This is a genomic window from Microvirga sp. VF16 (assembly GCF_016864375.1).
Lineage (GTDB): Bacteria > Pseudomonadota > Alphaproteobacteria > Rhizobiales > Beijerinckiaceae > Microvirga.
The window spans coordinates 1,710,471-1,731,200 of record NZ_CP069354.1 but is presented as its reverse complement, the minus strand read 5'-3'; the positions used below and the strand labels follow the sequence as shown (position 1 = coordinate 1,731,200).

13 protein-coding genes and 1 pseudogene are annotated in these 20,730 nt (G+C 57.8%); 4 read left to right on the top strand and 10 right to left on the bottom strand.

Annotated features, from left to right (window positions below; all coding sequences use genetic code 11):
* Positions 1 to 187: 187 nt before the first annotated feature.
* Complete coding sequence (locus tag JO965_RS08185; protein WP_305846560.1) at positions 188 to 1,522, bottom strand: globin-coupled sensor protein; 1,335 nt, start codon at positions 1,520 to 1,522, stop codon at positions 188 to 190.
* A 284-nt stretch (positions 1,523 to 1,806) separates the two neighbouring features.
* Between JO965_RS08185 and JO965_RS08180 the strand changes: the two genes are divergently transcribed.
* A complete protein-coding gene (locus JO965_RS08180) occupies positions 1,807 to 1,992 on the top strand; it encodes a hypothetical protein (RefSeq protein WP_246776778.1) in 186 nt (61 codons plus the stop codon).
* Between the two features lie 545 nt (positions 1,993 to 2,537).
* Here JO965_RS08180 and denD read toward each other — a convergent pair.
* The 4 genes from denD to JO965_RS08160 form a co-directional block, all read right to left on the bottom strand.
* Complete coding sequence (gene denD, locus JO965_RS08175; protein WP_203443185.1) at positions 2,538 to 3,518, bottom strand: D-erythronate dehydrogenase; 981 nt, start codon at positions 3,516 to 3,518, stop codon at positions 2,538 to 2,540.
* 117 nt (positions 3,519 to 3,635) lie between these two features.
* Positions 3,636 to 4,646 (bottom strand): TRAP transporter substrate-binding protein, encoded by a 1,011-nt coding sequence (locus JO965_RS08170; protein ID WP_203443184.1) that lies wholly within the window; start codon positions 4,644 to 4,646, stop codon positions 3,636 to 3,638.
* A gap of 35 nt (positions 4,647 to 4,681) precedes the next feature.
* Positions 4,682 to 5,965, bottom strand: a complete 1,284-nt coding sequence (locus JO965_RS08165) for a TRAP transporter large permease subunit (RefSeq protein ID WP_203443183.1) — start codon at positions 5,963 to 5,965, stop codon at positions 4,682 to 4,684.
* Positions 5,962 to 6,504 carry a TRAP transporter small permease gene (locus JO965_RS08160; RefSeq protein WP_203443182.1) on the bottom strand — a complete coding sequence of 181 codons (543 nt, stop codon included), beginning with the start codon at positions 6,502 to 6,504 and terminating at the stop codon, positions 5,962 to 5,964. The genes JO965_RS08165 and JO965_RS08160 overlap by 4 nt, the downstream gene beginning before the upstream one ends.
* Positions 6,505 to 6,945: 441 nt before the next feature.
* On the opposite strand from JO965_RS08160, the gene JO965_RS08155 reads away from it, so the two are divergent.
* The 3 genes and pseudogenes from JO965_RS08155 to JO965_RS08145 form a co-directional block, all read left to right on the top strand.
* A complete protein-coding gene (locus tag JO965_RS08155) occupies positions 6,946 to 8,145 on the top strand; it encodes a mandelate racemase/muconate lactonizing enzyme family protein (protein ID WP_203443181.1) in 1,200 nt (399 codons plus the stop codon).
* A gap of 37 nt (positions 8,146 to 8,182) precedes the next feature.
* The gene (locus tag JO965_RS08150; protein WP_203443180.1) at positions 8,183 to 9,559 is read left to right on the top strand and encodes an FAD-binding oxidoreductase; all 1,377 of its coding nucleotides are present in this window, start codon (positions 8,183 to 8,185) and stop codon (positions 9,557 to 9,559) included.
* 30 nt (positions 9,560 to 9,589) lie between these two features.
* Positions 9,590 to 9,853: pseudogene (locus tag JO965_RS08145) on the top strand (SDR family oxidoreductase); the annotation flags it as partial.
* A gap of 566 nt (positions 9,854 to 10,419) precedes the next feature.
* Here JO965_RS08145 and JO965_RS08140 read toward each other — a convergent pair.
* The 5 genes from JO965_RS08140 to kduI form a co-directional block, all read right to left on the bottom strand.
* Entirely contained in the window at positions 10,420 to 12,528 is a 2,109-nt protein-coding gene (locus JO965_RS08140) for a response regulator (RefSeq protein ID WP_203443179.1), read from the bottom strand.
* A complete protein-coding gene (locus tag JO965_RS08135) occupies positions 12,525 to 18,374 on the bottom strand; it encodes a HAMP domain-containing protein (protein ID WP_203443178.1) in 5,850 nt (1,949 codons plus the stop codon). The genes JO965_RS08140 and JO965_RS08135 overlap by 4 nt, the downstream gene beginning before the upstream one ends.
* A 362-nt stretch (positions 18,375 to 18,736) precedes the next feature.
* A complete protein-coding gene (locus tag JO965_RS08130) occupies positions 18,737 to 19,087 on the bottom strand; it encodes a cupin domain-containing protein (protein WP_203443177.1) in 351 nt (116 codons plus the stop codon).
* A gap of 19 nt (positions 19,088 to 19,106) precedes the next feature.
* On the bottom strand, positions 19,107 to 19,865 hold the full coding sequence (kduD, locus tag JO965_RS08125) for a 2-dehydro-3-deoxy-D-gluconate 5-dehydrogenase KduD (RefSeq protein ID WP_203443176.1): 759 nt from the start codon (positions 19,863 to 19,865) through the stop codon (positions 19,107 to 19,109).
* A 10-nt stretch (positions 19,866 to 19,875) separates the two neighbouring features.
* Positions 19,876 to 20,712: a 5-dehydro-4-deoxy-D-glucuronate isomerase gene (kduI, locus tag JO965_RS08120; protein WP_203443175.1), complete on the bottom strand. Its 837-nt coding sequence runs from the start codon at positions 20,710 to 20,712 to the stop codon at positions 19,876 to 19,878.
* Between the last annotated feature and the right edge of the window lie 18 nt (positions 20,713 to 20,730).

Here is a 20,730-nt window from a genome sequence, read left to right as displayed (position 1 = left end):
GCGGGATCGTGTCTGTACCCAAAAAGACACGGTTCAGCGGCAAAAACTGACTTCAGCCGACCTCGCGGGATCAGATACGACAAGTCAATCAATCACCGCCCAGATCAGTTTCTCTCCATTAGTTTAGACTGTTCAAGACGAGCCTGGGAAAGGCCGACAGTGTTCAGGCTTTCCCCGCACGTTCAGCTTAGGCGGCTCTTGCGGTCGCGAGGAATTGGTCGATGTCCTGTCTCAGGCGCTGAAGCTGTTGGTCCAAGGTATGCTTGGCGCTTGAGACGCTCTGCGCCGCGGTTGCTGCAGAGGCTGTCGATCCGGTCAGGGCCTCGATGCTCCGGACCACGGCATGGGTATGATCATTGGTCTGGTTGACGTTCACGGCGATCTCCGATGTCACCGCAGCCTGCTCTTCGACGGCAGCGGCAATTGCCGTGGCAATACCGCTCATTTCCTCCATGATACGACCGATATTGTCGATATCGGACACGCTTCGCTGCGTAGCCTCCTGGATCGCGCCGATACGGGAACCGATCTCTGTTGTTGCCTTGGCGGTTTGGTTGGCGAGGGTTTTGACTTCCTGCGCCACGACGGCAAAGCCCTTACCCATCTCTCCAGCACGGGCTGCTTCGATCGTCGCATTCAGCGCAAGCAGATTGGTTTGAGCCGCAATCCGCTCGATCAGATCAACCACGTCTCCGATCTGCTTGGCCTGCTCAGCCAGTCCGGTGACAGATTCCTTGGTGCGCTGAGAGTTCTCCAAGGCATGCCGCGCGACATCGGCCGAACGGCTGGCCTGCTGCCCGATCTCTCGAACAGACGATGCCAACTGTTCCGCCGCGGCCGCTCCGGACTGCATGTTCAAGGCTGTCTGTTCGGCAGCCGCCGTGACCTGAATGGCAAGATTACTGGCGCTTCCGGTTGCCTCATCGAGGGCCGTCGCACTGTCCGACAAGGCGCCGCTCGCCTGCCCTGAAATCTGCAGGCTCTCTTGAACGGCATCGGAGAAGGCGACGACAGCCTGTGACAGGAGCTCACCTTTTTTCTGGCGATCCTGGACGAAGGCCTCCTCATACACGGAAATCGCAAAGTCCATGTCCAGCATGACAGCCTGGTTCATCACCGTCAGCTTGCGGGCGAGCATTGCTCCTTTGAAGCGGTGCTTCTTCGAAAGAGCACCCACCAGTTCATTGAGAATGAAGGCATAGCCTCCGATATACCACCGGGGCTCCAGGCCGATCTTGTTGTGAATGAGGCCGATGCGTCGAATTCCGTCAACATAAGAGGCATCGAAGTTACCGCTGAAGAGCCTGCTCCAATGCTGCAACTGGGCCGAAACGAGCCGGGACTGCTGCGTCCCGATCAATTTGGAAAGGCGCGGCTGCCGGTGCATATGCGCGTAGAACCGTTCGAGGATCTTCGGCAGCTCAGGAGATATCTCCTGCCAGATCGTGCGAAGATCGCGGCAAGTCCCGTCATCGATGCCAATGAATTCAAGTCGCTCGGCAAGCAAAGGGTCGTTTCGCAAAGCTCTTCCCCACCTCATATCCTGGGGAGCTCTAATGGGGAAAGCTTGATCCAGGCTTGCCGAACAGTCCCGCAAATGACGCGGGTTGCCTGCGTCAGTTTGTGCCAATCGTGACTGCAACCAAGTCATCGGCTGCGCGTTAACCTGAGCAGTTCTGCGGGGCCAAATCGATGTTTGATAACGTTGCGCAACATCAGGGAACGAGCCACTTAGGCTCTCCGACGCTACCGGCACGCCATAGTGTTCTGCCGCTTCCACCCTCGGTTCGGGAGCATCTTGGGCAGATGCTGAGGTCAGATTACTACGAGCGAGCGGAGAAGCCGCGTTATCCCGGCGACCCTGCCCTACCGCTCGAGTTCGATCCCTACCTCTATCGCCTCGAGCAGAAAGAGCGGGCTCTCAGGATCATGCGAGTTCGGGAACAGGGGGCACAGGCGGTCGCCGACGCGCTTTCGGGTCTCAATCTCTAAGCCCGCCTGTGAGAAACTGAACCTGTTCTCCTGGCGTAAAGACCGGGCGACAGGATGCCGATTCAGCTCGCGTTCAATGTCCATGATGCAGAAAGGCTGCCCTGAAGGAGCTCCCAGCCACTCTTGAGGCTTTGACGGAACTCCTATCGGCCATGGATATTGCGAAGAGCATGAGACACGAAAGTGGAAGAGCGGTTCTAAGGCAGGCATTCAGGCGTCTGGAGCATGAGGTGCCGGGCAAGGTCGCGCGTGTCCTTCGCAGCCTTCGCCACCCGGACTCGCGGTGGGTCAGATTTCCAATGGGTGTTCTCCTCATCCTTGGCGGGATCTTCTCGATCTTGCCGTTCCTCGGATTGTGGATGCTTCCCTTGGGCCTGCTGTTGATTGCCTATGACATACCCTTTCTGCAGAAGCCCGTAGGACGTTTCACGCTCTGGGCAATCCATCAATGGGCATCTTTTCGGCAGAGATTCTTTTCGGAGCGGCCCAGAGGCTGAGACTTCCGTCGACGGCACATCCTCCGTATTGCGCCGTGGTGTCCCCCATCACCTCGGGATGACGCCACCAAGCTCATCCTCGATATAGATGGATATGATCTCGTCGAAGCTTTCCTCGGCACGGAAGCCCAGGCTCTCGGCACGGCTGGCATCGAAGCGGCGGGGCCAGCCCTCGACGAAGCGGATGATATCCGGGTCGAGCTGATGACGGATTCTGGCAACCGCCTGATCGCCAGCAATACGCCGCAGCGCGTCGATCTGCTCACCCACAGTCACAGACGCACTCGGCATCGTCAGATTGCGCCTCGGGCCGATCTTCGACGTGTCGAGGGTTGCCGCATGAACAAGGAAATTCACGGCGGATCGTGGCGAGGCATGGGCATGGCGCACATCCATCGAAACCGGCAGGACCGTCTCGTGACCGTTCAACGGTTCACGAATAATGCTCGAGAAGAAGCCCGACGCCGCCTTATTGGGCTTCCCAGGTCGGACACAGATCGTAGGAAGCCTGATTCCCACACCGTCGAAGAACCCACGTCGCGTGTAATCGGCGAGCAGCAGCTCACCCATCGCCTTCTGCGTGCCATAACTCGTGAGCGGCGTCAGGAAGAATTCATCTCCGATCGCCTCCGGGAATGGAGCTCCAAAAACAGCAATGGAGGATGTGAAGATCATCCGCGGCTTGTATCCATCTCCAATGGTCCGGATGGCATCGAACAGAAACCGGGTGCCGTCGAGATTGATCCGATATCCTTTGTCAAAATCCGCCTCGGCCTCACCGGAAACGATGGCGGCAAGGTGGAAGATGACATCGGGACGTCTTGCAATGAGCTTCTCCGCTTCTCCAGGCATGGAGAAATCGGAGGTCAACGTATCGATGGCAAATGAAGCCTCGGGGCGCTGGGGCTCAACCACGTCATGCAGAGCAAGGCGCGTGATCGCCTTTCCGCCCAACTGGCCTTCCTTCACCAGTCGTTCCGTAAGCTTGCGGCCGACCATCCCGGCCGCTCCGAGAATGAGGATCTGCATCGATCGAAACCTTCTCCACGTTCAGGTATCTGCAGGCTTCTTGGATATCAAAGGGCGAACCGCGCCGATCGCGAGCATAGCTTCACGAGCCGCGCGGTTCCTGGCGAAATCCAAAGCTTACTTCGGGCGAACCTTGTCCAGTTCCGCCTGCATCAACTTCACCGTCTCCGGGCCAATGGTCGCGGAATGCTTCTCCCAGACCGACTTGGCCTGCTCCCGCATGCGGTTGGCTTCCTGAGCGTTGAGCTCGTTGACGACAATGCCCTCTCCTTTGATCTTGTTGAGAGAGGCCTGCGAGAGCTCGCGTGAAACCTTGCGCTGCTCGTCACGAGCGACAACGGCGCAGTCCCGCAGAGCCGCCTGCTCATCCTTCGACAGCCCGTCCCACAGCTTCTTGGAATAGAGAACGAGGAACGGGGTATAGGCGTGACGGGTCACGGAAAGGTATTTTTGCACCTCATAGAATTTGGAGGTATCGATGGTCACGAACGGATTTTCCTGGCCGTCGATGGCCTTGGTCTCAAGGGCCGTAAACACCTCGCCGAACGCCATCGGCACGGCGTTGGCACCCATGTTCTTGAACGTGTCGAGGAACACGTTGTTCTGCATGACGCGGACCTTCAGGCCCTTGAAGTCTTCCCACTTCTCGACCGGCCGGCGCGAATTCGTAAGATTCCGGAAGCCGTTCTCCCAGTATGCCAGATTGACGAGGCCTACCGTTTCGAGCTTGCCGTCGACGTACTTGCCGAAGGCACCGTCGAGAACGGTATCGGCTTCCTTCTCATTGGCGAACAGGAACGGAAGATCGAATACGCCGAGATCCGGCAGAATGCCAATGAGCGGCGAGCTCGAAGTGACGACCATCTCCTGGGTGCCGGAACGAAGAGCCTGCGTGGCTTGAAGGTCTCCACCCAGGGCGTTGCCCCAGAAGCCCTGCACCTTCAGCTTGCCTCCGGACTTATCGGCGAGGCAGGCCCGGAACTTCTCGACGCCCTTGCCGTTCGGGTGATCCTCGTTCACGCCATTGGACAAGCGGATGTTGCGCTCCGTGAACTGGGCATAGGCCGGAACAGCGGCCATAACGGTTGCTGCGACACCAGCAGCAAGAGCGAATTTGAAAGCGTTCATGATTGTTTCCTCTCTCTTTTAGTTTTTCAGCCGGCTCATCGCCCTCTCAACCAGGAGAAGGGCACCATAACCAGATCGGGGAAGATGATGAGCAGAATGAGCACGATAAGTTGGGCGATCAGGAATGGGTTCACGCCGCGGATAACGGCTCCCATTGGCACGCGGGCGACACCGCTTACGACATTGAGCACGATTCCCACCGGAGGCGTGATCAGGCCGATGGCATTGTTGATGATGAACAGCACACCGAAATAGACGGGATCGATACCTGCCTGTTTGACGATCGGCATGAGAACGGGCGTCAGGATCAGCACGGTCGGTGAGAAATCCAGCGCAGTTCCGACGATAACGACAAGGAACATCAGAGCGAACATGAGCAGGGTCTTGTTCCCCATCAGAGGCTCGATGAGCCCGCTGATTTCGCCCGGTATGTTCGCCTGCGTGATAAGCCAGGCGGAGACAAGTGCGGCGGCGACAAGGAACATCACCACAGCCGTCGTCTTCGCCGCCGTGAGGAACACGCCATACAGCATCGACGGCTTCAGTTCGCGATAGACGAACATGCCGATGATGAGCGCATAGACGGCAGCAAGAACTGCAGCCTCGGTCGGCGTCACGATACCCCATTTGATGCCGCCCAGGATCATCACGGGCATGAGGAGAGCATAAAACCCATCGATGAAGGCTTTGCCGCGCTCGCGCATGGTGGCCCGGGGCGCTGTCTGCATCTTGTCTCTTCTGCTGACGATGGCCCACGCAACGACAAGCGACAGTCCCATCATCAGTCCAGGGGCAACACCTGCCAGGAAGAGCTGGGAGATCGACACATTGGCGGCAACGCCGAAGACGATGAAGCCGATCGACGGCGGTATCACCGGAGCGATGATGCCGCCCGCAGCAATGAGACCCGCCGACCTTGGAATGTCATATCCGGCATTCCGCATCATGGGAATCAGGATAGCCGCAAGAGCAGCCGTATCCGCCGCAGCAGAACCTGACAGTGCCGCGAGAATGAGTGCCGCGACGATGGCAACGTATCCCAGTCCGCCATGAATGTGCCCGAGGCACGCCAGAGCGAAATTGACGATGCGCTTCGACAAGCCGCCGACATTCATCAATTCACCGGCCAATAGGAAGAACGGCACGGCCAAAAGCTGAAAGTTGTCGGCCCCGATAATCATGTTCTGAGCCACGATCTGGCTGTCGAAATTACCGAGCCAGAGCATGAGCGCGAGAGCGCAGACAATCAGAGCAAAGGCAATCGGCATTCCGAGAGCCATGGCTCCAAGAAGCGAGGTGAGAAAGACAATGATTGTCACTCGAGTCGCTCCCTCAGGGCATGCGCTTCATCATCGCTGTAGTCTCCGGCGAACGCCTTGAGTTCATGCTCGCTCACTCGCCCAGTCACGACACGCAGGATCCGCAAAGCGGCCATCACGCCCAGTCCGATGCTCGTGAAGAATCCTACTCCGTAGACCCAAAGCATCGAGATTTCGGTGATAGGCGCGTAATTCGTGGCGTTGATCTCGGCCTGCTGCCAGGTTCCCCAAAAGAAGACGACGCAGCAGCCGATGATGAACAGGTCGGACAGAACCATGCAAACCTTGCGACCATTGTCGCCAAGGCGCGCCACAAGAGTCTCGACACCCAGATGGGCATTTTCGCGCCCCACCACGACGGCACCGATGAAGGTCAGCCAAACGAAGAAGAAGCGGGAGAGTTCCTCGGATACGTCGATCCCGGTATCAAAGAGATAGCGCAACACGACATTGCCAAAAACCATGACAACCATACCCGCCAGCAGAAGCACCAACAGACCTTCCAAGCCCCTGAAGAAGAAGGAAATTATCCTGCTCACTGTCTCTCCCTGCTTTGGCGGCCCTGTTGGACGCCGTTTAATCTGTTCGTCCTCAAGGCCTCTTCAAGCCCAGGGAAGACCAAACATGTTACCCGATCTAAGGCGCAGTCTTATGGAGTGTCAATTCAGCGGAAAGACAAGATGCAAGTTCAAACCGTCAGGGTCTGACAGCCGACGTTCTTTATGCGAGGCTGCGTGCCACCATTCTGCATCCAAGACAGAACCAATTGTCTGGCTTATGACGGTCTCTTTTGGATCAACCGAGATAAAATTGTGCCCCAGTCAAATTGCATCTTTGTTTCATATTAGACTTATGAATAGCTGCTCGGGCTGACTATTTCCGTGGATATCGGTGTGAAGTGACGGCGTCTCACCGAACAGACTATCGTTCCGTTTTGCCCCTACCCTCACTGACGAGGGCGTAGCCGCAACGAGGACCCCATGAAGATCACAAGCGTGGAAACAATCCGTCTCCAGGAATTTGCAAACATCGTCTGGATCCGCCTTCACACCGATGAAGGACTTGTCGGGCTTGGCGAGACATTCATGGGCGCTGCTGCCGTGGAGGCGTATATTCACGAGACGGTCGCGGCGAAGCTGATCGGGCGCGATCCTCTTCAGATTGAAGGCATCAACCGCGATCTTCAGAATTATCTGGGCTGGCGTTCCGCAGGCGTCGAAACTCGGGGCAATTCAGCTATCGACATCGCCTTATGGGATCTTTTCGGTAAAGCTCACGGCAAACCCGTCTGCGATATGCTGGGAGGCCGCTCGCGGGACAAGATACGGGTTTACAACACCTGCGCCGGCTACAGGTATATTCGCGACAGCCGCGCTCAGAAAGTCGCCAATTGGGGCATCGGCGGCACGGAAGGAGCATACGAAGACCTGGATGCATTTCTGTACCGCGCGGACGATCTGGCTCATTCCCTGCTTGAGCAGGGGATCACGGGCATGAAGATATGGCCCTTCGATCTCGCCGCGGAGCGCAGCCACGGATACGATATCTCGCCCGATGAACTTCGGACCGCGCTTGAGCCGTTTGCCAAGATCCGTAAGGCCGTCGGGGACAAGATGGACATTATGGTCGAGTTCCACTCCCTGTGGAGCCTGCCGATGGCCAAGAAGCTTGCCTCGGCCCTCGCCGAGTTCGACACCTACTGGCACGAGGATCCCTTCCGTCTCGACAATATCGGCGACCTCAAGGAGTACGCGCAGCATTCGAAAGCCTGGGTCTGTGCTTCGGAAACCCTTTCCTACACCCACGCCTTCCGCGAATACCTCGAGACCGGCGTTGCCGGTGTCGCCATGCTCGATCTGTCCTGGTGCGGCGGCCTGACGGAGGCGCGTAAGATCGCGGCACTAGCGGAAGCCTGGCATGTCCCTGTCGCGCCTCACGACTGCACAGGCCCCGTGGTTTACGCCGCATCGTGTCACTTCTCGCTGCATGCACGGAATGCCTTGATTCAGGAGAGCGTCCGGGCCTTTTACACGGGTTGGTACACCGAACTCGTGACGGAGCTACCGACCGTCACGAGCGGAGAGGTCACGGTGAACATGAAGCCAGGTCTCGGACTGGAGTTGCTGCCGGATCTTTGGAAGAGACCAGATGCAATCGTCAGGCTGACCACTGAGCCATAGCAAGCCAAGCCCTCCCCACAGTTCAAGTTAGAACACCATGAGCAACGTGATCGACGCCCTTGTGGCAGCCCTGGGATCTCAGGTCCGAATCGGGGCAGACATTCCCTCCCGCAATCATGCCGATGCCAGCGGACTCCTGCCGACAATCCCTCAAGCCTTGATTCTGCCCCAGACCACTGAGGATATCTCAAAGGCGTTGAGGATCTGTCATGAGCATCGCCAATCTGTCGTGACGCAAGGGGGGCTGACAGGATTGGCTGGTGGTGCCCATCCGCAAGCCGGAGAGGTTGCGCTATCCCTGGAGCGGATGAACGGGATTGAAGAGATCGACGCGGCAAGCGCGACACTCACCGCTCTCGCAGGAACCCCACTCGCAGTCATCCAGCAGGCAGCGGACGACGCAGGCTTTCTGTGCGGAATCGATCTCGGTGCCCGCGGAACCTGCACGATCGGCGGCAACATCGCGACCAACGCAGGCGGCAATCAGGTGCTGCGCTACGGTATGGCTCGCCGCAATACCCTTGGCCTCGAAGTCGTGCTTGCTGATGGCACCGTGGTTCGCTCACTCAACAAGATGTTGAAGAACAATGCCGGATACGATTGGACGCAACTCTTCATCGGCAGCGAAGGAACGCTCGGCGTCATCACGAAGGTCGTCATCGGCTTGCACCCCAAACCCCAGGGGCTGCAGACAGCTCTTTGTGCGGCCAGCAGCTTTGAGGACGCTCTCGTCGTCCTGCGCCGGTTCCAGCAGGCTCATCCCGGACGCCTGCTTGTCTTCGAGGCCATGTGGCGGGAATTCATGACGGTTGCGACCCAGATCTGTGGCCTTCCACCTGCTTTCGACGCGGAGCACGATGTGACGCTCCTGATCGAGGCCGATATGGGAGCAGATCCGGAAGGAACGGAAACCTTCTCTCTGCTTCTCAGCGAGTTTTACGAGGAGAACCTTATCAAGGATGCCGTGGTCGCTCAGTCCCGTGCTGATAGGAACCGGTTCTGGGCCTATCGGGAAACACCCTACGAATATGGACGTTTCCTGCCGGAGGAGATCCGCTTCGATGTCAGTGTACCCCTGGACCGTATGACCGCAGCCGTCGCCCATCTGCGTCAGGAAATGCCGAAACAATGGCCGGATGCCGTATATGTCGTCTTCGGACACGTGGCTGACAGCAATATTCACATCAACGTGGCAATCCGCGACATGAACGACACCATCAAGAAGGGCGTTCAGGGTCTCGTCTACGACCTCGTCTCCAAGCTCGGTGGATCTATCTCCGCGGAACACGGAATCGGACGCATCAAGCGTCCTTATCTCCCATTGAGCCGAACGGAGCCCGAACTCGCCTTGATGGCAAAGATGAAGCAGACACTCGATCCGGTGGGCATCCTCAATCCAGGACGCGTCCTCTAAGAGCGACTTTGGCTCCGGAATCCGATGGAGATCAAGGAAGGCATGGCGATCGACTGGGGTAAGTGCGGTCTTCAGGTCAATGGCATCGGACCTGGCTACTTCAAGACGGAACTCAATCGAGCCCTTGTCCATGACACGACGTTCTCGGACTGGCTGATTGCGCGAACCCCATCACGGCGCTGGGGCGAGATAGAGGACCCAATTGGAGCAGCGATTTTTCTTGCCTCAGATGACTCGAACTTCGTCAATGGACAGATCCTCTATGTGGATGGCGGCGTTACGGCGTCACTCTGAATCAACCGTGAAACCGATCCTTAATCCTTGAACCATAAATCGTCATTCGTGGTTGCCTTCTCCCTTTAGGATGGTTAGCAACTGCAGCTGTGATTTGCCAGAAAAGCTACTTGGGAGGTGCTTCATGCCCCACGGAGCGTACTGCGTTACTTTCAAGCATAATCGTTGGACGGTTTCTCAATTCGGCCGGGATCTCGGCTCGTTCCATTTTCGTGCAAAGGCTTTGAAATTCGCCGTCGAATCAGCCTGCTGGTCGGCCATGTCGAGTAAGCCGACTGTTTTCGTTCTGGATCGCACTGGCGACTTCTATACCGCCTGGTGCGATGGCAGGGATAGTCTCTGCGCTGATCTCTAGATCATTCTTGGCGAAGTCGATCTGGTTCACTCCCAAGAAATGCGACAAAGCGAAGGAGATGATTCCATGAGAGTAGAATCATCTCTAATGTCGCTTCTTGACATATCGTGAGAGAGTAAGAGAGTTCCACTCTGAGATTGATAATGACCGAGATCTAAAATCCCGGTCATTCGAAACCCGATGCCCCTTTCCACACAATATTGCAGAGAGGCTATGCAACGGCCGCGGTCCGGTGCGTCGCCGTGTTCTCAAATTCCACGGATCTCGGAAGCTTCATCAGGGACTGGATCCTTTCTGCAAGATCCGTTGCGCGATATGGCTTGTAGAGAAGATTGAGATCTTCGAGCTTACCTTCCCCATCGAAATAACCGGTGGTCAGGAGAACTTGAATTTCCGGTCGCTCGTGTTGAATGAGACGAGCCAAGTCGACACCGCTGAGCTCTCCGGGCATTCTCACGTCGGAGAGAACAAGATTGATATCATTCCTCGTCTTCAGGAGTTCAGCGGCCTCATCGCCTGTCTCGGCTTCCAGCACCTTGAAGCCGAGGGAATGAAGGGTGGAGAGCGCCACCTGGCGAACGGCTGGATTGTCCTCAACGACAAGCACCGTGTGCCCTTCTCCGAAGGGATGAGCAACGGCTGATTGATTCTCGGAAGCACTTTCTGCAGCTTCATAGGAGCGGGGCAGGAAAATACGGATCGTCGTACCCACGTTCGGCACGCTCTCGACCTCCACATGGCCATGGCATTGCTGAACAAAACCATAGACCATGCTAAGTCCCAAGCCGGTACCTTTTCCACTTTCCTTGGTGGTGAAGAAGGGTTCGAAAACCTTCTCCAGCACCTCAGGCGCCATGCCGATCCCGGTATCGGTCACGGAGATCACGACGAATTCTCCGCTGGGTGCGGATCGTCCCTCCTCAATAAATTGGTTTTCGAGACTGATCGTCAGATCGCCGCCATCGGGCATCGCATCGCGCGCATTGACTGCGAGGTTCAGAAGAGCTGCTTCAAACTGCGCACGGTCAACTTGAATTGGCCATATATTGTCGCTTGACTGCAAGCTCGCATTGATATGCTCGCCAAGCGTTCTGCGCATCAGTTCCAGCAGGCTCGGCATCACGCTCGTCACGTCGATCGTTGATACCTGCAATGCCTGGCGTCGTGAGAAAGTCAGCAGTCGATAGGTGAGATCGGCACAGTGCTGAGCGCTCTCCAACGCCATCCGTACCCGCCGCTCGGCCTTCTCATTCCCTTGAATGGACTTCTTCAGGAGATCGAGATTGCCGATGACGACGCTCAGCATATTGTTGAAATCGTGGGCAATTCCGCCGGTCAGGCGCCCGACAGCTTCAAGCTTGCTGGCATGGAGCAGGTTCTGCTCCATCTGTTTGCTCTCGGTGATATCGAACCACATCCCGAAGAATTCGCGTGGGCGGCCGTCTTCATCTCTCATGAGAACCGTCTGATCGAGGAAATGTCTTTCAACGCCATCGGCGCACCGCCAGCGATACTCGAGATTGACGGATCCCTCTTCCTCCAACCGCCTCAGCTGGAGCAGCACGCGTTCCCTATCGTCCAGGTTGATCCGAGACGACCAGAAATCGGGACGCTCGAGGAAAGCTCCCGGCCGGAAACCTGTAATGCGTTCGATACTCTCATTGGTAAAATGAAGCTGCCGATGATCCTCCTCAACGGACGCCGTGTACAATGCAATCGGCAACGACTGGAGGATGATCGACTGATGCTCCTCGCGGCGGCGCAGGGCTTGCTCGGCTTTCAGCTTCTCGCTTCGGACATGAAGGTTGTCCATCAACAAGCGGCGCTCCTGCTCCGCCTGCCGGCGGATCTCCTCCGTCTTGCGATAAAGATCGACGAAAATGTCGACCTTGGATCTGAGGATCAAGGGCTCGATGGGTTTGAAGACATAGTCGACGGCACCGGCCGAATACCCCTTGAAGACATGCATGTCGTCCTTGTTGAAGGCGGTCAGAAACAGTATCGGCACTCGCGAGGAACGCGGCCGGTTCCTGATCAGGCTGGCAACCTCGTACCCGTCGAGGCGCGGCATTTGTACATCGAGAAGAATGACGGCGAAGTCATCCTTCAAAACATGGCGCAAAGCGCTCTCACCGGAATCGGCGGTCACGATCTCCACACCGGGAGACCGGAGCACCTCCTCGACGGCTACAAGGTTTCTCGGGTCGTCATCGACCACCAATATCTTGGCGGGGATCGGATCCGCCAGCGGGCGGGCCGAGACCAGATGAAAATCATCCAAGTTCAGGCCCGCTTCGCCTTGCCTCAGATCGTCCGTCATGAGTTTAGCCCGGTCTCTGCCGCACCATTGGGAACCACGTGCCCATCCGGATTATATGTGCTTCGACTGAGTTGAACGCGCAAGACCGCAAGAAGTTGATCGATGTCGACGGGCTTCGACACATAATCGGTCGCTCCCGCCTCAAGGCACTTCTCGCGATCCCCCTTCATGGCCTTCGCCGTGACCGCCACCAGAGGGAGCTCACGGTAACGCGGAATGTTCCTGATTTCCCGCATGGTCTCATAGCCGTCCATCTCCGGCATCATGATATCGACCAAGGCGACATCGACATCCGGATTGGCTTTCAGCATCTCAATGCCTTCCAAGCCATTTTCAGCAAAGAGAACCGAAATCCCATGCTGTTCCAGTGCGCTGGTCAGTGAAAAGATGTTGCGCATATCGTCGTCGACAATCAGCACCTTCCGCCCTTCGAGGGATCCATCGGCTGGCCTCTCGACAATGATGTGTTTCTCCTCGGGAAGAGCACTGATCGTCCGGTGCAGGAACAGAGCCGTATCATTGAGGAGGCGCTCGGATGAACCCTCGCCTTTGACGATGAGCGTCGCGGCGATGCCTTGTAGCCTACGCTCCTCGGCCTTTGTCAGGTCCTGACCCGTATAGATGACGATTGGCAGTTCCTCACTGCCTTTGATCTTGCGGATGCGTTCAATGAGTTCTGTCCCGGGGAGATCCGGCAGGCCGAGATCGATGACGGCGCAATCGAATTGGCGGACTTGAATAACCTCCAATGCACTCTCAGCCGTCCCGACTGCCGTAACATCAACCTGTTCGCTCTTCATGAGTTCTGACAAGCTCATGCGCTGGTTGTCGTCATCTTCCACGAGAAGAAGCTTCTTCACAGGTCGATCGATGAACTCCTTCGTGCGGTTGAGCGCTCCCATGAGCGCCTCCCGGTCGACTGGCTTCTCCAAGAAGCCGAAGGCGCCAGCCTTGAGACCGCGCTTCTTCTGGTCATCGACTGAGATCACGTGGATTGGCACATGCCGGGTTCTCGGGTCATGCTTCAAAAGATCGAGGAGCGCCCAGCCGTCCATATCGGGAAGTCCGATATCGAGAGTGACAGCATGCGGCTTGTAGCGATGTGCGAGGGCGAGCGCCGAGGCACCGTCCATGGCGATCAATCCCCTGAAGCCTTCCTCTCGAGCAAGCTCAAGCAGCACCGATGCGAACATGGCGTCATCCTCGATGATGAGAACGACCCGGTCACCGCTCGTGATCGCATGGCGATCATCGAGTGAAGCCGACAGCGCCATTGCGGCGGACGGCTGACGGATCATCGACCCTGTCGAGTCGTCGGAGCCGGCATACTGTCCCGCACCATCGCCATTTGGCTTCGCAAGGGTTCCCGATCCTGCGATGCCATGGCTGGCCGGCGGCTCGACCGGGACGAAGATGGTGAAAGTCGAACCGCTTCCCGGCGTGCTTGACACCACGATCTCACCACCGAGCAGCCGGGCGATTTCACGGCTGATCGATAGGCCGAGACCTGTGCCGCCATATTTCCGGCTCGTCGTCCCGTCCGCTTGCTGGAAGGCCTCGAATATGATGCGTTGCTTCTCTTCCGGAATGCCAATGCCAGTGTCGGTCACCGACATGGCGATCCACTGGCTGCCGGCTCGCAGCGGCGTTCCCTCAGCCGAGCCGATCTGCAACGTGACCCCCCCACGCTCCGTGAATTTGAAAGCGTTAGACAGCAAGTTGCGAAGCACCTGCTGCAAGCGCTTCGAATCCGTCCTGATTGCCGGTGGCAGTTTCGGATCGACCTCCACATGGAACTCGAGCTTTCTCTCTTCCGCAACCTGGCGGAAGGTTCTCTCCATATTTTCGACGAGATCCTTGAATCCGACACTCGATACTTCCAGGCTAACTGTTCCGGACTCGATCTTCGACAGGTCTAGAATATCATTGATAAGCGAGAGAAGATCTGAACCTGCCGCGTGGATCGTCTTGGCGAACTCCCTCTGCTTGTCGGTCAGATTACCGTCTGAATTCTCGGTTAGCAGCTTCGAGAGAATAAGGAGCGAGTTCAGCGGTGTCCTCAGCTCGTGGCTCATATTGGCCAGGAACTGCGACTTGTAGCGCGATGTCAGCGAGAGCTGCTCGGCTTTTTCCTCTAGGGCCGTCTTGGCGATAGAGACCTCCTGGTTCTTCGCCTCGACTTCCCTCTTCTGGAGCTCAAGCAGTCGCGCCTTGTCCTCAAGCTCCTCGTTCGTCTTCTGCAGCGCTTCCTGCTGCTGCCGCAGGAGCTCTTCCGACTGACGTAGCGTTGCAGCTTGCTGCTCCAGCCGGTCGTTGGTGTTTCTCAACTCCTCCTGCTGGCTCTGCAGCTCGGTTGTCAGAAGCTGGGATTGCTTCAGCAGGCCCTCTGTCCGCATGTTTGCCGCTATCGTATTCAGGACGATACCGATCGACTCGGTGAGCTGCTCGAGGAAGGATTGATGTGTTTCCGAAAACCGGCTGAACGAGGCAAGCTCGATCACCGCCTTCACTTCCTGTTCGAATAGGACGGGCAGCACGATGATATTGAGCGGCGAGGCCTCGCCGAGAGCCGAACTGATGGTAATGTAGTCGCCCGGTACATTGGTGAGTAGGATCCGCTTCTTCTCGTATGCGACTTGGCCAACCAAGCCTTCGCGGAGACGGAAGCGGTTGTTGAGATGCTTTCTTTCCGTGAAGGCATAGGAGGCTACCATCTCCAGCACGGGCTCGCTGCCGTCGCGTTCGGCGGTATAGAACACACCCTGCTGCGCATTCACGAGAGGCGCGATCTCCGACAGGATCATGTTCGACACAGTGGTGAGATCGCGCTCGCCCTGCAGCATGCGGGTGAACTTGGCAAGGTTGGTTTTCAGCCAATCCTGCTCCGCATTTTTGAGCGTCGTATCGCGCAGGTTGCGAATCATCTCGTTGACATTGTCCTTGAGCGAGGCCAGCTCGCCCGAGGCTTCCACCGAAATCGATCGTGTCAGATCGCCCTTGGTCACGGCGGTGGCCACGTCGGCAATGGCTCGCACCTGGGTAGTCAGATTGGCGGCAAGTTGGTTCACATTGTCCGTGAGGTCGCGCCACAGGCCGGCAGCACCCGGCACCCTCGCCTGTCCACCGAGCTTGCCTTCGACGCCCACTTCGCGAGCGACGTTCGTCACCTGATCGGCAAAGGTCGCCAGAGTGTCGATCATTTCATTGATGGTTTCGGCGAGGGCTGCGATCTCGCCCTTTGCGTCCACAATCAGCTTACGCTTGAGATCGCCTTCGGCGACCGCGGTCACGACGCTGGCGATGCCCCGCACCTGACCGGTGAGGTTGTTCGCCATCATATTCACATTGTCGGTCAGGTCCTTCCAGGTGCCGGCGACGCCACGAACCTGCGCTTGGCCACCAAGCTTGCCTTCGATGCCCACTTCGCGGGCCACACGTGTCACTTCCGAGGCAAAAGAGTTCAGCTGGTCCACCATGGTATTGATGGTCGATTTCAGCTCCAGAATTTCGCCGCGCACATCTACGGTGATCTTCTTCGAGAGATCCCCGTTCGCGACCGCAGTGGTCACCTCCGCGATGTTACGAACTTGGCCGGTGAGATTGGCGGCCATCATGTTCACGTTATCGGTGAGATCCTTCCAGACGCCACCGACGCCGCGCACCTGGGCCTGTCCACCAAGTTTACCTTCGGTACCCACTTCGCGGGCCACACGGGTCACCTCGCCGGCGAACGAATTGAGCTGATCCACCATGGTATTGATCGTGGATTTCAGCTCAAGGATTTCACCCTCGACCGCGACAGTGATTTTCTTGGAAAGGTCGCCATTAGCCACAGCAGTCGTGACTTCCGCGATGTTACGCACCTGGCCGGTCAGATTGGCCGCCATCATGTTCACATTGTCGGTGAGGTCTTTCCACACACCGCCGACACCGCGAACCTGGGCCTGACCACCCAACTTTCCTTCCGTGCCCACCTCACGCGCCACACGCGTCACTTCGCCGGCGAAGGAGTTCAGCTGGTCCACCATGGTGTTGATGGTCGATTTCAGCTCCAGGATTTCACCGCGCACATCCACGGTGATCTTCTTCGACAAATCGCCATTCGCAACCGCGGTCGTGACCTCGGCGATGTTACGCACCTGACCGGTGAGGTTCGCCGCCATCAGGTTCACGTTGTCGGTCAGGTCCTTCCAGGTGCCGGCAACGCCTTCAACCCGGGCTTGACCACCGAGCTTGCCTTCCGAACCCACTTCCTTCGCCACACGCGTCACCTCGCCCGCGAAGGAGTTGAGCTGATCGACCATCGTATTAATTGTGGACTTGAGTTCCAGGATCTCGCCTCGTACCTCCACGGTGATTTTCTTCGACAGGTCGCCGTTCGCAACCGCGGTCGTGACCTCGGCGATGTTACGCACCTGGCCGGTGAGGTTCGCCGCCATCAGGTTCACGTTGTCGGTCAGGTCCTTCCAAGTGCCGGCGACGCCACGAACCTGCGCCTGGCCACCAAGCTTGCCTTCCGATCCGACTTCCTTAGCAACACGCGTCACCTCGGAGGCGAAGGAGTTCAGCTGGTCCACCATCGTGTTGATGGTGTTCTTCAGTTCCAGAATCTCGCCGCGGACTTCGACGGTGATTTTTTTGGACAAATCGCCATTCGCGACCGCAGTCGTCACCTCCGCAATGTTACGAACCTGCGCGGTGAGGTTCGAGCCCATCATGTTCACGTTCTCAGTCAGATCACGCCAAACACCGCCGACACCTTCGACCTGTGCCTGACCACCCAGCTTCCCTTCCGATCCCACCTCTTTTGCGACGCGGGTCACTTCCGAGGCGAAAGAATTGAGCTGATCGACCATCGTGTTGATGGTGGACTTGAGAGCCAGGATCTCGCCCTTCACATCGACGGTAATCTTCTTAGAGAGGTCGCCCCGTGCGACGGCCGTGGTCACTTCCGCGATATTGCGCACCTGACCGGTGAGGTTCGCCGCCATCATGTTTACGTTCTCGGTCAGGTCCTTCCAGACGCCGCCGACGCCGCGCACCTGAGCCTGCCCACCCAGCTTGCCTTCCGAGCCGACTTCCTTCGCCACACGCGTCACTTCCGAGGCGAAGGAGTTCAGCTGATCGACCATCGTGTTGATGGTGTCCTTCAGCTCCAGAATCTCGCCTTTCACATCGACGGTGATCTTCTTCGACAAATCGCCGTTCGCGACCGCGGTCGTGACCTCGGCGATGTTACGCACCTGATCGGTGAGGTTCGCCGCCATCAGGTTTACGTTCTCGGTCAGGTCCTTCCAAGTGCCGGCAACACCTTTGACCTTCGCTTGTCCACCAAGCTTACCTTCCGAGCCCACTTCGCGGGCCACGCGGGTTACCTCCGAGGCAAAGCTTCCGAGCTGCCCGACCATGGTGTTGACCACTTTGCCGATGCGCAGGAACTCGCCCCGGAGCGGGCGACCATCCGTCGCGAGATCGATCGTCTGGCTCAAGTCGCCTTTCGCGACAGCGCCGATGACCCGTGCGACTTCGACAGTCGGCTGTACGATATCGCCGATCATGGCATTAACGGAATCGACGCACTCACTCCAGCAGCCGGTCGCCCCGGCGAGACGCCCGCGCTCCTCGATCCGTCCCTCTTTGCCGACGACCTTGGCGACGCGCTCAAGTTCTTGCGCGAGGCCTTGATTCAAATCGGCGATGTCGTTGAAAGCTTCTGCAATCTCGCCGTCGATGCCGGTCAGATCCGATGGCAGGCGGATCGAGAAATCGCCTTTCCGAAAGGCGCGCAATGTCTTGAGGAGCAGCTTGGGATCAAGCTGCGAATTGACGGTTTCGACTTGTGACATAAGGCCCCCCGTTACGCTGTCCCAGGCTTACTCGCGCCTGGATCCCCATGTGTCGACGTCCCAAAAGCTACCTTGTTCGTCTTCAGATGGAATTCGACCCCGTTTAACGCATTTCAAGACCCGGAGTTCCGAGACGGGAGCAAATTTTATCGGCCACAGTCGAAAATGAAACAAAGCATCAAAATGAATATGCGGGCTATCGGGCCATATGGGCGAGAATAAGCAGGCTTTTAGGACTGCCTCGCGCCCACTCCATGACGCAACGTCAATTACATAAGATAAGAGCCAGGGCACACAAAGCATGAACAAATCAAGCCGCATCGGGAGATGCGGCTTGAACGATTGGAAAATGTCGATCGGCTTCAGGGCTTAAGGCCAACGAAATCTTCTCGCATCGGCGTGAACACGTCGAGGAGCATGCCAGCTTCAATGGCGACCGCACCATGAACTGCATTCGGTGGGATGAGAAAGCTATCCCCCCGCTTGAGACGCTCTGTGCGCCCCGCAATGGTGATGTCAAAGACACCAGCCTCGACAAGACTACACTGGATGTGCGGATGCGAGTGAGGCGTGCCGATGGCACCCGCCTGAAAATCCACGCGAACCATCATCACCTCCGCATTGTAGGTCAGGATCTTGCGGTGGATACCTTCGCCCGCGGGCTCCCACTCGACGTCGCTGTCGAAGGCGAAGGGTTGGTCAATTCGGTTCATAGGGTTCCTCCAGAAATTGTCAGCGGGCAAGCCAACCGCCATCCACGGGCAGAACGATGCCGTGGATGTAGTTTGCGGCAGATGATGCCAGGAAGACGGCAGCGCCACCGAGATCGGTCGGCTCGCCCCAGCGCCCTGCCGGAATCCTGCCCAAGATCTCGCTGCTCCGTTTCGGGTCGTTGCGAAGCGCCTCGGTGTTGTTGGTCACGAAGTAGCCGGGCGCGATGGCATTCACGTTGATGCCCTTGGCCGCCCATTCGCAGGCCAGCAGCCGCGTGAGGCCGGCTAGTCCGCTCTTGCTAGCTGTGTAGGACGGAATGCGGATGCCACCCTGGAAGGACAGGAGCGAGGCGATGTTGATGATCTTGCCGCCCCCCTCATCCGTCAACATCCTGCGCGCCACGGCCTGAGATAGGAAGAAGGTGGATTTGAGATTGACGTTCATCACGTCGTCCCAATCCTGCTCCGTGAAGTCGATGGCATCGGCACGGCGGATGATCCCGGCATTGTTAACCAGAATGTCGATGCGCCCGCAGGCCGATATGGCCTCAGCGACGATGCGCTCGATGGGCTCGAGACTCGACAAATCGGCCTGGACAGGGTGAAAGCGAGCACCGGCCTTGCGGCACAGCCGCTCTGTTTCATCCATGCTTGAGCGGCCAACACCGACAACGGAGGCTCCGGCTTGCGCCAATGCCCCAGCGATCGCCTGGCCGAGCCCGGTGTTGGCCCCAGTGACGACCGCATTCTTGCCGGACAGATCGAACGAGAACGTCATTCCTGGCTCCTCACCGCAATGCATCCATAGGCACCATGTCCATATCAGTGAAATCCTGATTGTCGCCACCCATGGCCCAGACGAACGTGTAATTGCTGGTTCCGACACCGGAATGGATGGACCAACCGGGAGACAGGATCGCCTGCTCGTTGGCGACGACGAGGTGCTTCGTCTCGTTGGGCTCGCCCATGAAATGGAACACACGCGTGTCGGGCTGCATGTCGAAATAGACATAGACCTCCGAGCGGCGGTCATGCACGTGCGCCGGCATGGTATTCCACATGCTGCCGGGCTTGAGCTGCGTCATGCCGAGGACGAGCTGGGCCGAGCGGCAAACCTCCGGATGGATCATCTGGAAGATCGTGCGGACATTGCCGTTCGTGGCGTCACCGAGATCGACACGCCGGGCTCTTTCGAGGCCGATTTTCACCGTCTCGAAACGGGCATGAGCCGGCGTGCTGACGAGATAGAATTTCGCCGGGGTATCTGCATCGCGGCTCTCGAACCGGACCTCCTTCGTGCCCATGGCCACATATAGAGCATCGCGCGGCCCGAGATTATGGACCTCGCCATCGGTGTGAACGCGCCCCAGGCCGCCGAGATTAACGACGCCGAGTTCGCGGCGGTCCAGAAAATTGGGCGAGCCAATCTGCTTGTGCGACTCCAGTTTGACCGCTCTCGAAGTTGGAGCCGCACCGCCGACCACCAACCGGTCGATATGACTGTAGGTCAGCTTAACCTCACCGGGAACGAAGAGGCTCTCGATCAGAAAGTGACGGCGCAATTCGGCCGTGTTGAAATGGCGGACGGCTTCCGGATGGCATACCTGCCGGATGTCGATGGTCATGGGTGCCTCTTTGAACGG